Raw genomic sequence first — 14,946 nt, forward strand, 5'->3', positions numbered from 1 at the left:
TTACACCTCTGTATGTTTTTGATAAACTTTTATATAATCGACAATCATTTGCTGGGGAAAAACAGTTGTTTTATCAGGATAGCCTGGCCATTTCCCTCCCACCGCGAGATTGAGTTGGAGATAAAAATCTCGATCAAACGGTGCATATTTTTTTCCAGCCTTTGTTCGCTCACTATTTGTAAACCACTCTGTTTGCTTAGCAAACAAAATGTCATCTACATACCATCTAAATTCTCCGGGCTCCCATTCTACCGTGAATACATGAAAATCATCAGAAAATTTCTCGTTTTTTGGGAGCTTATACGCTTCTCCAGTATAGGTATGTGGATTTCCATAATGAATGGTTCCATGAACCGTTGACATGTCATGTCCGATTAATTCCATGATGTCAATTTCTCCACAAGCCGGCCAGCCTGAATATGTCTCCATGTCACTTGGCATCATCCAAATTGCTGGCCATATCCCTTGACCCTCAGGTAATTTAGCTTTAATAGAAAAACGACCATATGTCCAGCTTGCTTTCCCTTTTGTTGTTAGCTTAGCTGATGTATAGCGGTTCCCTTCATACCCTTCTTCATGTGCTTCCAAAATAAGCTGTTGATTTTGGATTCTTGCATTTTTTTCTCGGTTCGTATAATATTGCCATTCTTCATTTCCGAACCCATTTCCACCATCAACAAAATTCCATTTTGACTCATCAATACGAGCCTCAGTAAATGTATCTTCCCACACTTCAATCCATGAGTGAGGTGTTATGTCATCATCTGTAAGCGTCACCATAACAGCTTGTAAAATACAATCTTTTTCGTCTGCTAAAAAAAGAGTGATATATTTATTGATCGTTGAATCGACTCCTGTAATATCAGTCCCAGACTGATAAGGGTTTGTGACAGTACGGTCGGTCGGTACTTGGTCTCCAGCTTTTATACGTAAAGGGTAAGAAGAAATCTTTACAGCCAGATGTTCACCAGATTCTACATCTGCCTGAATTTTTACTGCCCCTTCCCTTTCACCCTTACTAACTTCATAGTGTAGGAGGTTCGAGTGCTCATTGTGTAATGTTCGATCTTTTTCCAATGTTCCCTCTCCTTTTATCTCGTAATTTGTGCTTATCTAATTGTACCTTTAACCCTCCGTCTCTATGAGTCAGTATATTTTGTATTCGGTTACAGAATTTTAGAAAGTATGTGTTAGCTTAGAACAATGCGTTCATGGACTTTCTAAATTTCATACAAAAAAAGAGACTTATTTAGGTTATTAGCTCTAAATAAGTCTCTTTATAAAGGCTCTTTTTCGTGCTTTGTTGCTTTTTACTAGTAATAACAAAGAATAAAGTCATCATTCATACGGTCTATCTGGGTAAACCTGAAAGAAAGAGAGAAGATCCAGTCCTTAGGGTTTCTTAACAAAAGCAGTGATCTATACGAAAGCCGCCTAATGAATACTACCTACCGGTTCGTCACATTTATTAAAACAGTGAAAGCTGTAACTCTTCTTCATGTTCTTCTTCTTTTTTCACTTGCAGCTTTTCTTTGTTTTCTGCTTCTTCTTGTTTTATGTTTAATTTATCAGTTTCGTTCACTTCATAGATGCAGTCAACTTGGTCGCGACTAATAGCGTTAATTGTACCACGGTGATGTAGTTCCTCTAGATAACTTACAACATCGACATATAGTTTTGGTCTGCCTGTCGAGAATGTTTTACTAGTAAAACCATGCTCCTCGATTAAGAAATTGCACAATGTTGTAGCAGAAACCTGCTTATTGTTCTTCAAATGATGATAAATAATACTAGATATATCCATCCTGTCCCCCCTTATTGTCCATCACTTTATTTGTTTCTACTTATTCACCAGAGATAAACAAGATCATAATAAAAATAATGATACTTTTTATATGATCAAATGTAAAACGGTAAAGATAAGTAAAGTAAAGGCAAGGATTTAGGATACGCTATTTATTCACTATATCATCAATCTTCCTTAACTCTTCCGCGGTAAACGCCACTTGATCTAAAGCAGCCACATTTTCCTCCAGCTGGCTTACTTTACTGGCACCAATTAAGGCAGATGTTACATCAGCCTCTCTTCTTAATACCCAAGCTAACGCCATTTGCGCGAGTGATTGTCCTCTTTCTTGAGCCAGTGTGTGTAAGCTTTGGACTTTCACCATCACTTCACTTGTTACATCTTCTTCGTTTAAGAAGCTCTTAGATTTTTTTGCTCTCGAATCACTAGGAATTCCATTTATATAACGATTCGTTAACAATCCTTGTGCTAAAGGAACAAAGGCTATACAGCCGGCACCATGCTGATGAAGAAAGGAGGTTAATCCATTCTCGACTTCTCTATTAAACATAGAATATGGAACTTGGTTGATTAAAAGCGGTGTTCCTAATTCATTCAGAATATTTACTGCCTTTTCTGTTTCTTCTACTCCGTAATTAGAAATCCCAATATACAAAGCTTTTCCTTGCCTCACCAATTGATCCAAAGCCATCATGGTTTCCTCAAGAGGTGTTTCAGGATCTGGTCGATGATGATAGAAAATATCAACATAATCTAGGCCCATTCGTTTCAGACTTTGATCTAAGCTTGAAACTAAATATTTCTTTGAGCCCCAGTCTCCATAAGGACCCGGCCACATGGAGTATCCAGCCTTTGTAGAGATGATCATCTCGTCTCGATAATGCGTCAAATCCTTTTGAAGAATTCTCCCAAATGTCTCTTCAGCTGAGCCAGGAGGTGGACCGTAATTGTTTGCTAGGTCGAAATGAGTAATTCCTAAGTCAAATGCCCTGTGGATGAGAGCACGTCCGTTTTCAAAGGAATCCTCCCCACCAAAGTTATGCCAAAGACCAAGCGATAAAGCTGGTAGTTTTAATCCTGAGTTACCGCAACGATTATATATCATCTTTTCATATCTCGTTTCATTCGGTTGAAAAAGCATAGGTAAACCTCCAATTTAGTTTTAGTATCTTTACGATTCTCGGAATTCCTTGGGAGAAATCCCTTCTAATTCACGAAATACTCGAGCAAATTGCTTAGGGTTTTTATACCCCACCATCTCACTAATTTCTAGCACCTTATGATCTGACTCTTTTAATAATTTTTTAGATTCTTTTATTCTAATTTTTTTCAAGTAATCAACAAAGTTATGTCCTGTATACTCTTTAAATGTGTGACTAAAATAAGAGTAATTTAGTGAGATATAATTGGACACGACGGCTAAGTTTAAATCTTTATGAAAGTTTTCATGAATGTAGGCAATAGCCTTTTCCATGTATTTCTGTTCAGAATAGACAGTCTTCACTTGTTTGACGTATTCATGTAGTCTCGTTACTAAATCTTCAACAGCATAAAAATAATCGTAAAAATGCTCATAATGGTAAATATATCCCACTTTATTATAATACTTAAAGATTTGGATCGATTCTTTCCCGAGTTTATTAAAGAAATAATCAAATACATCTGTATTGAATCTCTTACTCAGATCCTCAATATACATGATCGGTTGACTTGATATTCTTTCATAATCAAAAATGCTTAAAAGGTGTAACCTTAATTCTTTTTCACGTTCCGTTCCAATCATATTCGAAACCTTGTGGATAAGATCTAAAGGGAGTTCCACCGACATTGTCTTTTCTTTGATCTCTTCATATGAAATAAGGATCGAGCGAGGATATAGAAAATGGTACTTCCACGTATACGTTGCTTGATTATATGCTTCTTTTAATTTTTTCAATTTCATATGCTTTTCACTAATTGAAAGTCGACATTTTATATACTTTTCTTCAGATATGACTTTTTTCAAGTAATGGAAAACCTCTATTTGTGAAAGAATGAATACAATATTATCGTCTTTGTCACAAAAGTAAATAAATGAACTCATTTCCTTTGAAAAGTGTCTTTCTATTAAAGGTTTTATAGAATCGATGTATTCATTTGCAGTTAATGCTTCATTACTTTTAATTAACCCAATATAATATCCCTCAGAGAATTGGGATAGATGTAACTTTTCGCTGATTCTTTGAATCTCATCCTCACCAATATTGGGATTTAACAAAATATTATTTAGCTGACTTGATCGGAATTCACTCTTCTGTTGATCCTCTTTCAAGGAAGTTGACACGAACTCATTTAAAATTTTATTGATTGTCTGAAATAGCTCAGCCCGATTAATTGGTTTTAATAAATAATCCTTTACCTTGCATTTAATGGCTTCTTTTGCATATTGAAAATCATCATATCCACTCAGGATAATAAGAGCCGGGTTATATCCTTTATCTTGAATATGGTGAATCAGCTCTATCCCAGACATCCCTGGCATTTTTATATCTGTTATGACTATATCGATGTCATTCTCATTCAATACTTGCAATGCTTCCTCACCATTCATCGCAACAAAAGTCTTAATCTTATCAGCAAATTCTCTGTTTATCATTGCTTGTATGCCTAGTCGGATGTTCTTTTCATCATCTACTATTACAATCTTATACATGTAAGACGCCCCCCTTATTCCACTAGTAAGGCAACAATACCGCTACTTTCGTGTAGCTTTCTTCTTTACTCTCTATTTGTAATCCATACTCTGAGCCATAATGTAATTGGATTCGTTCATTCACATTCTTAAGACCGATTCCACCACTTTTAGATTGCTGCAAGTCCTTCACTTGCTCTTGATTTGCTCCTATTTTATCGGTTAGTTCTTTTATAGCATCTTTGCTCATTCCTATACCGTTGTCAACAACCTCAATTTCAATCCACTCTTTCTTGACGGAAGCATTTATTTCTATAATCCCCATTTCAGTAGAAAGGATGGGAGTTAATCCATGTTTCACAGCATTTTCAACGATAGGCTGCAATGACATTTTTAGGATTTGTTGATCTTTTAATTCAAGAGGAACGTTTATATTTACTTTTAAACGATGGTCGAGGCGTAGATTCATAATATCAATGTAGTTTTGGATATGAGCAATTTCTTCAGTTAACGTAACAAAATCATGCTTCCACCTTAAGTTATACCTCATCATTTCTCCTAATGAAGTTAATGAATCAGAGATATCATACTTACCTTCAATTTCTGCCATCATTTTAATGTTTTCTAATGTGTTGTATAAAAAATGAGAGTCAATCTGAGTTTTAAGCGCTTTTAATTCCGCTTCCTTCGTAGCCGCCTGTTTATTAACAGTTTCCGCTATCAAGCCATTTATTTTACTTAGCATTTCTTTAAAATGATAAGCAAGCTTTGCAAACTCTCCTTGTCCGGAAATATCGACAGAAGCTGAAAACTCTCCTCTTTTTACCCTTTCCATCGTATCAATTAGCTTATACATTTTCTTCAATAAAAGTGAGATCAGTAAATACGTAATGATTGATAGAATAATAACTAAAAAGAGCGTTCCTCCTACGATAAAATTCCTGGTTTGTTTAATTTGTGCATAAATATCTTCTAAAGAGATAAGATTCAACATATGTGAATCAATATCTTCTATATATGTGGATACAACTAAGTATGGTATATCCTGATGATGAAATTGAAAGGTTGCCTTCTCTTTTTGATAAAAGTGAGACAGCTGATCTAGGATAAGTGCCGAGTCAATATTCTGTTCTTCTAAAAAAGTATTCTTCTTATTTTGAAACAGATTCATAGTAGAATCAAAAACAATCAGCTCCGATTTTTCCTCTTGGATGTTACTAAACATTTTGGGGAAGAAATTCTTTAACAGCATACTAATTTCAACAATTCCTAAATGTTCATCCTTTGGGTACTCAATTTCTCGAAGAAGAGAAATTCTCGGATCATTATTGGATAATTCGTAGCGTTCAAGTAAATCCTTGTCATTTGCGGCAAAAGCCCAATACTCCACTCCATTTCTTTCGATTACCTCATCCATCCAGGTAACAGAAGAAATCCGATTTTCACTAAAAATAAGAGGCCACATCTCTGTTACATAGGGATTATTTGTATAAATACGGATATGTTGAATTGTTGGATTATTTTGTTGAAGCTTTGCTACGTTGGAAAACGCATTCATTTTAAAGTCTATTAATTCATTCACATTTGTCTCATTTCTTGTTTCAATGTAATCAATAAACTCATGATCTGAGGTTACTAGTTGTGCCGTTCTTCTCATCGACTCTATATTATTGCGAATATGAATATTTTCAATTTCTAATAAGGACTCATTTTTATTTGTAATATCATTAATGGCATTCTCATAAAGCTGGTTTGAATAATAGATCGTAAACGTAATAGCTGGGATCATAAAAATGATCACATACAAAGAGATTAATTTATTTGGCAATGATAGTTGCTCTATTTTATCTTTCATTTTCAGAAGTATCTTTCTCAACCATATCACGTCCAGTTCCTATCTTACATCTCTAGTATCATATCATGAGACGTAATGAAAAACCCAGATTTTCCGTCTGGGTTTTTCTTACATTCTCTTATTCTGTAGCTGCGTCTAGTTTTGCTTTATTAGACTCATAAATCGTTTGTTGATATTCCTTTACTTTCTCGAACCCAAACTTATCACGTTTTTGGATAAATTCATCAAACACTTTGTCGAACTCTTTGTCAGATTCAGCTAATAGTAAGTGTGGTAATGTTTTTCCCCACTCTTGAGCAATCTTACTTGCTGCAACACCTTCAGCTGAAGTTCCTGTAGGATTTATACCATCAAACTCTGCAAAACTCTTTGTTTTTCCTTTCGTCCAATCCTCCATTTGTTTGAAAGGTTCAGCGGTTGGAGGTAACCATTGTAGGTTCATATTTGTATCCATTAACATCCAATATTTATAAGAAGCACCATACTTTTGATCAAACGCTGCACGATCAGAATTTAGTAATTCTAATACTTCTGATGTAAACTGTGGCTTACCATCTACTACTTCATAAGTAGAACCTTCTTTACCAAGGTATAAGTCTTTTTGACCCTCTTCACTAATAAGGTAGCTTAAGAAACGGATGGCTCTTTCTTTATCTTTTACATCTTTAGAAATTAATGTTACAGTCCAGCCTGAAATACTATCTCCAGCAAGAGTTGGTTCATCTTGATTAGAATTTGCCGGTCCATCCACTGCAATGTATACTGAATTAGGATCTTTAGCATATAATGCTTGTTGCTGAGCTGCGAAATCACTGCGTTGATACAGCATTGCAAAGTAACGGCCTTGTGCAATTTTTTCTTCCATTTGTGGACGTTTATCAATGAAAATGTCTTTTGCTAAAAGTCCTTTTTCATTTGCCTCTCTAAATGTTTTTAACCAGTTAATATAATCAGGATCTGTCGTGCGATCGTACACTTCCCCGTCTTTTTCCATCGGAAGAGCTAAGAAATTTTGTAAATAAAGTTCTAAAGAACTATTTCCTACATCTGTAAATTCATTCATTCCAAATGGAATTAATGGAGCACCGTTTACTTCTGGGAATTTCTCTTTAGCTGCCTCAAGTGCACTTAAAAATCCTTCTGGTGTTGACATATCTGGGCTACCAATCGCTTCGTACATATCTTTTCTTACTAAGAACGTTTGGTTTGATGGTTTTAGATCTTTGTATTTTTCGAAATCTTTAGGTGATGACGATGCATTAGGATATCCGTATACATTGCCATTTTCTTGTTTGTACCACTCTAATTTTGCAGGATCTGTTACTTTAAAGAAGTATGGATCATAATTCTCTGCTAGTTCATTTAATGGTAAAACCAGTTCACCTTCTGCCATTTTCTTCACAGCATCTTCCCACCAGCCAATTGTAATAAAATCTGGTAGTTTACCTGACGCAATCATTGTATTCATTTTTTCTGCTTCGTTCCCAGCTGGAGAGATGAAGTTGATTGAAACTCCTGTTTTGTCAGTTACATATTTTGAAACTTCATCTTCTCCCCACTTGCTAGCAAACCAAGAGAAATTTATATACCAATCGAATGTAATTGGCGATGTATCTACTTTCCAACCAGGCTCATCCTCTGTTAAAGTTGTCTTTGGCTTCTCATCAGAGGAAGCGGTTTCATTTTTTGTTCCATTTGAACATCCAGCAAATATGGCTAAAAATAATGAAGTAATGACTACTAAGATAACACTTTTTGATACGAACTTTTTGCTCATTATAATTGTACCCCTCTCTTTTTTCCTATTCTTCTGTAAACCTAAGCGGATGTTTTTTATCGATATGAGAGAAGTGAAGCATAGATAATAGTTTATCACTCATATCCAATCATGAACAAGAACTCTCCTGAGTAGAAGACTCACTTTTTTAAGTGAATGTAGACCTGGGGGATGAACAGCTTCACCTTCAAAAGGTTTCTAAGCTTCTACAAATCCACTGTATAAAGCAAGTCTTCCAAAAAGAGATCTTGATAAGCTAGCGTAATCCGCTTATTATCCAGATTTTTATAAAAATCCTTCATAGGAAGGAATTTCTACCATTTTTACACCTTGCTTATCCCTTAACAGAACCAATCAACATTCCTTTTACAAAATATTTTTGTAAGAATGGATAAACAAGAACAATTGGTAATGTCGTAACAACCATTGTTGCAAGCTTAATAGATTGAGATGTTACGGTTTTTGTTGTGATGCCACCAGGTGCATTAAGCATCATTTGATTAGAGCTTGATTCGGCAACCACTTTATACAAGTAGGTTTGAATCGGCTGCAATTCAGGGTTATTAACAAAGATGACACCAGCAAAGTAATCATTCCATTGGTACACACCTTGGAATAAAGCTATTGTTGCAATAACAGGCATCGATAATGGAATAACGACCTTTAAGAAAATCATAATATCATTCGCTCCATCAATTTTCGCAGCTTCCTCTAAAGAGGCTGGTAATTCTCTAAAGAAGGAAACAAAGATAATTAAGTGAAAGAAGTTGAACATGGTTGGGATAACATAAACTAAGAAGTTATCAAATAGTCCAAGATCTCGTATTAATAGGAAGTAAGGAATGAGGCCACCACTGAAGAACATCGTGATAACTCCAATGAACATATAAATTTTCCTTCCATATAACTCTTTCCGAGATAATGCATAGGCAACCATCGCAGTAAAGAACACATGTGTAACGGTACCTAAAATTGTTTTCGCAATTGTGACACCAAATGAAGTGACAATACCCGGATTTGCAAACACCGCTTTATAATTTTCTAGAGTGAATTCTCTCGGCCACCAATAAATGCCACCCTTCATTGCATCAATCCCATCATTTAGTGAATTAACGAGTACATACCAAATGGGATAAAGAGTAATAAAACAGATGATTAGCATTATAAACATATTGACGTTATCAAAGATATACTCACTTGTTGTCCGGCGATTTTTCTTAAAGAGCTTTAGCATTTGTTTCCCACCTCCTAAAACAATGAATTTCCATTAAGTTTTTTCACAATTTTATTTGCTGATAGTAACAGGATGAAGGCAATAATTGCTTTCATAAGGCCTACAGCTGTTGCATATGAGTATCTAGCATTTTGAATCCCCACTTGATACACATAAATATCAACTACATTACTAGCGCTTTCATTTAGAGCATTACGTAAAATTAAAATTTGATCAAAGTTAGAATTTAACACACCACTTACAGCTAAAATGAAAAGTACCGCAATTGTCGGACGAATAGCTGGTAGTGTTACATTCCACATTTTTTGAAAACGATTCGCACCGTCAATTGTTGCCGCTTCATATAGCTCAGTTGATACACCCGCAATAGCAGCTAAATAAATAATGGCTGACCATCCAAGCTCTTTCCATATATCTGAAAGGATGACAATTCCCCAGAAGTACTGAGGATCAGCTAGAAAGTTCGTTCTTTCATCAATAAAGCCCATTCCCATTAAAATATCATTAATGATTCCAACATCAGCAAGCCATGTTGTTAAAATTCCTCCAAGTACCACCCAAGAAAGAAAGTGAGGTAAATAGGAAATGGTTTGAACCATTTTTTTGAATTTCATTGAAGTAAGCTCATTTAGTAATAAAGCAAAAATAATTGGGAGTGGAAACCCTATGAATAGTTTTATCAAAGAGATTCCTAACGTATTTTTTAAAACTAACCAAAAATTTTCATCTTCTAAAAATTCAACAAAATGCATGAATCCTACCCAAGGAGCTTCTGCAATTGATTTAATAATGCTAAACTCCTTAAATGCTATAATTAACCCATACATTGGAATATAGTTAAATACGAACATCCAGATTACACCAAGTAAAGCCATCACTTGTAAGGATTTTTGTTGAGAAAGCTTTTTTAGATGACGCCTCATTTTCTCCTTTTTACTGATGGTGATTATTTGTGTATGTTTTTCTGCCTCTACTTTTGTGTCTATATCCATGCTCTACCACCTCCACCCGGTAAGTTGCTCAATTGATTTGTATTTCTTAACCTAATAGTAGAAAATTTACGCATTCTATGTAAGGGCTTTAATTTTGATTTAGGGTGCAATTTTTTGGGTGAGAGGATCTGGACCGGGAAGTCTCTCGCTTCCAAAGAGTATGTGGCTGAGCAAGGAGATGCAAAAGATGTGGAGAAAAATCTTACTAATTTATCAATAGAAGAACGATTAGTATCTTTTTACACGTCGTAACTAATAATAGGTATAGTAGAAGAACAAGGGCGTCCCATTGCGGTGCATCCCCTTGTTTTTTCACCATAGTCAAGGAGACGTAACTCCATTTCTAGCAATTAACAATAATATGCAATATGCACCAAAAGAATCGAAGGAAAAAAATAAAAACCCGAATCATTAGGAGGATATTCAAGAAATATCACCTAATCATTCGGGTTTCCCATTGACTGTAATACATATGTCTCAGCCACTTTTCACATTTATCCCCTTCTAAACTTCTCTATAAATCGTGAAGGGTATTCATTCGGAAGCTTACTCACTTCATCAAGCATCTTCCACTGCTCCTCAGGTAGACTCCAATCAGCACTGCCCATATTCTCTTCAAATTGGGCCATGCTCGTCGCTCCAAAGATTGGCGACGTAATTTCTTCCTTCTGTAAAAGCCAATTTAATGCAACTTGAGCTGGTGTTTTTCCTATTTCTTGAGCAACATCTTTTACAGCGTGTAAAATCTCAAAGTTTTTCTCAGTAGCACGGTTTTCCCAGCTAGATTCCCCTTTGCGGTTAGATAGTCTTCCACTAGTTGGCTTTTCATTCTTTTTATACTTGCCAGTTAGAAAACCTCCTCCAATCGGAGCCCAAGGAATGACACCAACATTTTCTTCTTTACATAAAGGGAGGATTTCTCGGTCCATTTCACGATTAATTAAACTATATTGAGGCTGAATGGAAATAAAGCGTACCATGTTATGAAAATCACTATAAGAGAGAGCTTTCATCATTTGCCAAGCTAAAAAGTTCGAGCACCCTATGTATCTCACTTTACCAGAAGACACTAAATCATCTAAAGTACGAAGTGTTTCTTCAATTGGCGTTAAATGGTCCCAAACATGGAGCTGATACAAGTCAAGATAATCAGTATTTAATCTCTTTAAGCTTTGGTCTACTCCTTCCATAATGCGTCGACGGGAATACCCAAAGTCATTTGGATGTGGACCCACTTTCATTCGAACCTTCGTTGCAAGGACTACCTCAGATCGTCGTTCTTTTATTGCTTTACCAACGATTCTTTCTGATTCTCCTCCCACATACACATCTGCTGTATCGATAAAATTTCCACCTTGATCTAAAAACTGATGAATCATCTTGATGGAGTCCTTCTCATCTACTTCCTTCCCAAACGTCATGGCACCTAAGCAAAGCTCAGAAACTAGTAATCCACTCTTACCCAATGTTTTATACTTCATCTTCTCTCTCCCACCTTAAAGTTGAATGTCTCCCTAACCTATTCGAGATGATTTTCTTATTTCCTTTTCGTGATTACTGTAAACTTTGTTGGTTTTTAAAAATGGTTATCAGCAAAGCCAGAACACCGTCCGAAATCCTTTTAAGTCCTCTTTTATAAAAGACTATTCTACAAAAGATGTAAAAAAACCCCATAATGCACGTATCATCATGAGGTTCCTTCTTCTAATTTACGTAGATAATTGATTCAGACGGATCAATTATTTCTAGATCTTTCGGCACTTCTAAGTAAATCGCTCTTTCAGAGTGCACATTATCTATTGAATCATCCATGAAACTTATCATATTGTCTCCACCGCTAAATTGAGCAACCGGAAATTCCTTTGCAAACTTACTTATCGTAATTGAACTTGATTCAGGGTAATCAAAAACTAATTGATTTTCTACTAGTTTAAATTGATAAGCCTCCTCTTTATCTGTTAAATCGATAGAGCTAATAACGGAACGAGTATAATATTCCGTTACTTCAATCGTCGAATCATTTGTCTCTTTCTTTTTTATGAGCACAAAGATTGATCCATACTCTTCATTCTTAGTTATAGTCAGTTCTTTCTTGTCATAGGTAAGAATATCTTTCTCCCTTTTCAATACACCCCTTAAATGTTCATTAGCAAGATCCTTTCCATCTAATACTGCATTTATTAGCGCACCACTCTGTTCTTGTAACTGATTGATCTCCTTAGGATCCATAACTATATCCTTAGTTTTTGCATGAAATGGTAGCATAAAGTAAACGATCGCTCCAGCAACTAAGAGAATAAGATACGTTCCAACTATCCATTTTACATTCATTCTTTGAAAAATAACCATATGACTCAAGCCTTTATTCAGACGAAATATACCAAATATAAAGAGAAGTAATAGAATGATTGGAAATAAGCTAAAGAACATCATCTTCTCACCTCCATTTTGTTAGAAAGGATAATAGACAACGTAAACAAAAGGCTCGTGGTGACTACTACCTTAAGAAAAAATAGAATCATTGAGCTTTCACTTCCAAAGAAGCTAATAGCTTGGATAATTGCTGTCGCTTCTCCATCTTCGTTTGCACCTATGATTAAATATCCAATAAATAATGCCGGTAAAATAATAGAAAACCATCTGCTAATTTGAGTCAACATGCCAATCAAATAACCTAGCGCTGCTAGTAAGAAGACATAGAGAATACAAGTAAAGACTCCAAGAAATAGCTCCTGAATATTCATGACATATCCATATGTCCTTCCTTCATTCATTATGAGGAACACCCCGATTTTTAATAGCATACTAGCAAGTATGGAAGTAGTACCGCCAATGACGCTGATTGCTCCTAAAAAGAGAACATTTGCTAGACTACTACTTAACCGATTGCTAACGAAAAGAAAGTCTTCATTCCGATAATTTTTCGTCGTTAACGTTATTGCACTTATGAAGCTCCATAACATCGTAAAAATAATAATAATATCTCCTGTCAGTATACTGATTGTATAATCCATTCCATATGAAGCTGTTCCCATCGTTCCACTTCCATTTAATGAGAAGAATAACCCAATAGTTTGAATGATAATAAGGGAGCTAAACACACTAAAGCTTGCAGAAAGCTTATACTTAAATTGCTTCTTCACAATGTCAAATAGCTTAGCCTCTGTTAAAAACATCATCAATTCCTCCCTTCGACTTGCTTGTTACATACGTACACACATCATCTGCTGACACAGGTGAAAGTTCAATCCCCTTAGCACGTGCATGGTCTTTTTCAGCAAGCGATAACTCGTTTTTTATCACGATATACTGCTGTGTCATCCCTATTTCCTTTTCATAGAGCACTTCATGGTTATCTTTAAACTCGGTAAGATCCGCTTCATCACCTGTTAGACCGATTGCATATTCCTTTAATTCGTCAATTGAAAGATGAAGACATTTCTCCCCATCCTTTATAAGTAATACTTCTTCTAATAGGTCTTCAATTTCATTCAAAAGATGACTAGACAAAATAATTGTTCTAGGATGTGCTAAATAATCCTTAAGCAAAGCCCGGTAAAAATCCTTGCGAACAGCTGAGTCCATTCCTGAGGTTGGTTCATCAAAAATGGTAAGTGGGCATCTTGCAGCAAGACCAATAATTGAATTAAATGTACTCTTCATCCCTTTAGACATTTGGTAATGCTTTTGTTTCGGATGAAATGAATAATAAGAGAATAGTCCATTTGCCAGACCTTCATCCCAGTTAGGATAAAAACTTGCTGCAGCTGATAAAATATCTTTTAAATTTAAAGAGTATGGAAACGTCATATGTTCATCTATAAATATCCGATTGGCCGAAACAGTAAGATTATTAAATGGAGACTCATTAAACACACGCAATTCACCGCTTGTTTCACGTAATAGACCAGAAATCAGCTTTAAGATTGTTGTTTTACCAGCCCCATTGCGTCCAATTAATCCAACAATCTTTTCTTCTGATAGTGAAAAGGATACATTCTTCAAGGCATGCTTACTCCGATATTTTTTATTTAGATCCTTACATTCCACTACATTCATTTCAAACATCCCCCTTACTCTTTCGATTTGATAATTGAATTAACTTGATTAATTCTTCCTCACTTACCCGTAGTCTGTTCGCTTCTTGGACAACATCTTCAATTAATTTCACTAACGTTTGCTCTTTCCTTTTCGTTAAAAGAATTTTTTCAGCATTATGTGAAACAAACATTCCCAGCCCCCGCCTTTTATATAAAATCCCATCCTCCACCAATAAACTCAAGCCCTTAGCTGCCGTAGCTGGATTAATCGTAAACATTTCAGCCAGCTGATATTGTGAATACATCTTTTCATCAGGCTGATGATTGCCCTTTAAAATCTCAGTCTCCAACCACTCGGCAATTTGTATATAAATTGGCTTCGTTGCATCTCCATTTAGGTTCAAGGAGAAACCTCCTTCCCAATACAAATATAGTACATTACTGATGTAATGTACTATATAATATTTTCCAAATATTTTCAAGATATAAAAAGGAAAATGTCTGTTGAATTTTTAGTATCTTAATCAAAAGAAGTGGTGGGATTCGTAAAATCATCATTTTTCTTTAGAA

At 35.4% G+C, this 14,946-nt stretch carries 14 protein-coding genes; 1 reads left to right on the top strand and 13 read right to left on the bottom strand.

Annotation, left to right across the window (positions count from 1 at the left end; all coding sequences use genetic code 11):
- The 8 genes from A9C19_RS15735 to A9C19_RS15770 all read right to left on the bottom strand — a co-directional run bounded on the left by A9C19_RS15735 (nt 1) and on the right by A9C19_RS15770 (nt 10,267).
- Nucleotides 1-1,077: a family 16 glycosylhydrolase gene (locus A9C19_RS15735; RefSeq protein ID WP_072580824.1), complete on the bottom strand. Its 1,077-nt coding sequence runs from the start codon at nt 1,075-1,077 to the stop codon at nt 1-3.
- A gap of 391 nt (nt 1,078-1,468) precedes the next feature.
- Nucleotides 1,469-1,804, bottom strand: a complete 336-nt coding sequence (locus A9C19_RS15740) for a DUF3895 domain-containing protein (RefSeq protein ID WP_072580825.1) — start codon at nt 1,802-1,804, stop codon at nt 1,469-1,471.
- A gap of 148 nt (nt 1,805-1,952) precedes the next feature.
- On the bottom strand, nt 1,953-2,948 hold the full coding sequence (mgrA, locus tag A9C19_RS15745) for an L-glyceraldehyde 3-phosphate reductase (protein WP_072580826.1): 996 nt from the start codon (nt 2,946-2,948) through the stop codon (nt 1,953-1,955).
- Between the two features lie 30 nt (nt 2,949-2,978).
- Nucleotides 2,979-4,499 carry a response regulator transcription factor gene (locus A9C19_RS15750; protein WP_072580827.1) on the bottom strand — a complete coding sequence of 507 codons (1,521 nt, stop codon included), beginning with the start codon at nt 4,497-4,499 and terminating at the stop codon, nt 2,979-2,981.
- A 22-nt stretch (nt 4,500-4,521) separates the two neighbouring features.
- Complete coding sequence (locus tag A9C19_RS15755; protein ID WP_083584400.1) at nt 4,522-6,354, bottom strand: sensor histidine kinase; 1,833 nt, start codon at nt 6,352-6,354, stop codon at nt 4,522-4,524.
- A gap of 97 nt (nt 6,355-6,451) precedes the next feature.
- A complete protein-coding gene (locus A9C19_RS15760; RefSeq protein WP_072580828.1) occupies nt 6,452-8,110 on the bottom strand; it encodes a type 2 periplasmic-binding domain-containing protein in 1,659 nt (552 codons plus the stop codon).
- Nucleotides 8,111-8,444: 334 nt separating this feature from the next.
- On the bottom strand, nt 8,445-9,344 hold the full coding sequence (locus A9C19_RS15765) for a carbohydrate ABC transporter permease (protein ID WP_072580829.1): 900 nt from the start codon (nt 9,342-9,344) through the stop codon (nt 8,445-8,447).
- Nucleotides 9,345-9,358: 14 nt separating this feature from the next.
- Entirely contained in the window at nt 9,359-10,267 is a 909-nt protein-coding gene (locus tag A9C19_RS15770) for an ABC transporter permease (protein WP_072581921.1), read from the bottom strand.
- A 183-nt stretch (nt 10,268-10,450) separates the two neighbouring features.
- On the opposite strand from A9C19_RS15770, the gene A9C19_RS21850 reads away from it, so the two are divergent.
- Nucleotides 10,451-10,588 carry a hypothetical protein gene (locus tag A9C19_RS21850; protein WP_158515102.1) on the top strand — a complete coding sequence of 46 codons (138 nt, stop codon included), beginning with the start codon at nt 10,451-10,453 and terminating at the stop codon, nt 10,586-10,588.
- Nucleotides 10,589-10,830: 242 nt separating this feature from the next.
- Here A9C19_RS21850 and A9C19_RS15775 read toward each other — a convergent pair whose 3' ends face one another.
- The 5 genes from A9C19_RS15775 to A9C19_RS15795 all read right to left on the bottom strand — a co-directional run bounded on the left by A9C19_RS15775 (nt 10,831) and on the right by A9C19_RS15795 (nt 14,780).
- Entirely contained in the window at nt 10,831-11,817 is a 987-nt protein-coding gene (locus A9C19_RS15775; RefSeq protein ID WP_072580830.1) for an aldo/keto reductase, read from the bottom strand.
- A 223-nt stretch (nt 11,818-12,040) separates the two neighbouring features.
- Nucleotides 12,041-12,769: a hypothetical protein gene (locus A9C19_RS15780; protein WP_072580831.1), complete on the bottom strand. Its 729-nt coding sequence runs from the start codon at nt 12,767-12,769 to the stop codon at nt 12,041-12,043.
- Entirely contained in the window at nt 12,766-13,512 is a 747-nt protein-coding gene (locus tag A9C19_RS15785; RefSeq protein WP_072580832.1) for a hypothetical protein, read from the bottom strand. The genes A9C19_RS15780 and A9C19_RS15785 overlap by 4 nt, the downstream gene beginning before the upstream one ends.
- Nucleotides 13,493-14,395: an ATP-binding cassette domain-containing protein gene (locus A9C19_RS15790; RefSeq protein WP_072580833.1), complete on the bottom strand. Its 903-nt coding sequence runs from the start codon at nt 14,393-14,395 to the stop codon at nt 13,493-13,495. Before A9C19_RS15790 ends, A9C19_RS15785 begins: the two co-directional genes overlap by 20 nt.
- A gap of 1 nt (nt 14,396) precedes the next feature.
- On the bottom strand, nt 14,397-14,780 hold the full coding sequence (locus A9C19_RS15795; RefSeq protein WP_083584402.1) for a GntR family transcriptional regulator: 384 nt from the start codon (nt 14,778-14,780) through the stop codon (nt 14,397-14,399).
- Between the last annotated feature and the right edge of the window lie 166 nt (nt 14,781-14,946).

It is taken from the genome of Bacillus weihaiensis, from assembly GCF_001889165.1.
Lineage (GTDB): Bacteria > Bacillota > Bacilli > Bacillales > Bacillaceae > Metabacillus > Metabacillus weihaiensis.

Bases quoted from the DNA above. Each gene is read 5' to 3' on its own strand.
- A9C19_RS15740 (WP_072580825.1), bottom strand. From the start codon at position 1,804: ATGGATATATCTAGTATTATTTATCATCATTTGAAGAACAATAAGCAG.
- mgrA (WP_072580826.1), bottom strand. From the start codon at position 2,948: ATGCTTTTTCAACCGAATGAAACGAGATATGAAAAGATGATATATAAT.
- A9C19_RS15750 (WP_072580827.1), bottom strand. From the start codon at position 4,499: ATGTATAAGATTGTAATAGTAGATGATGAAAAGAACATCCGACTAGGC.
- A9C19_RS15760 (WP_072580828.1), bottom strand. From the start codon at position 8,110: ATGAGCAAAAAGTTCGTATCAAAAAGTGTTATCTTAGTAGTCATTACT.
- A9C19_RS15765 (WP_072580829.1), bottom strand. From the start codon at position 9,344: ATGCTAAAGCTCTTTAAGAAAAATCGCCGGACAACAAGTGAGTATATC.
- A9C19_RS15770 (WP_072581921.1), bottom strand. From the start codon at position 10,267: ATGAGGCGTCATCTAAAAAAGCTTTCTCAACAAAAATCCTTACAAGTG.
- A9C19_RS15775 (WP_072580830.1), bottom strand. From the start codon at position 11,817: ATGAAGTATAAAACATTGGGTAAGAGTGGATTACTAGTTTCTGAGCTT.
- A9C19_RS15780 (WP_072580831.1), bottom strand. From the start codon at position 12,769: ATGATGTTCTTTAGCTTATTTCCAATCATTCTATTACTTCTCTTTATA.
- A9C19_RS15785 (WP_072580832.1), bottom strand. From the start codon at position 13,512: ATGTTTTTAACAGAGGCTAAGCTATTTGACATTGTGAAGAAGCAATTT.
- A9C19_RS15790 (WP_072580833.1), bottom strand. From the start codon at position 14,395: ATGAATGTAGTGGAATGTAAGGATCTAAATAAAAAATATCGGAGTAAG.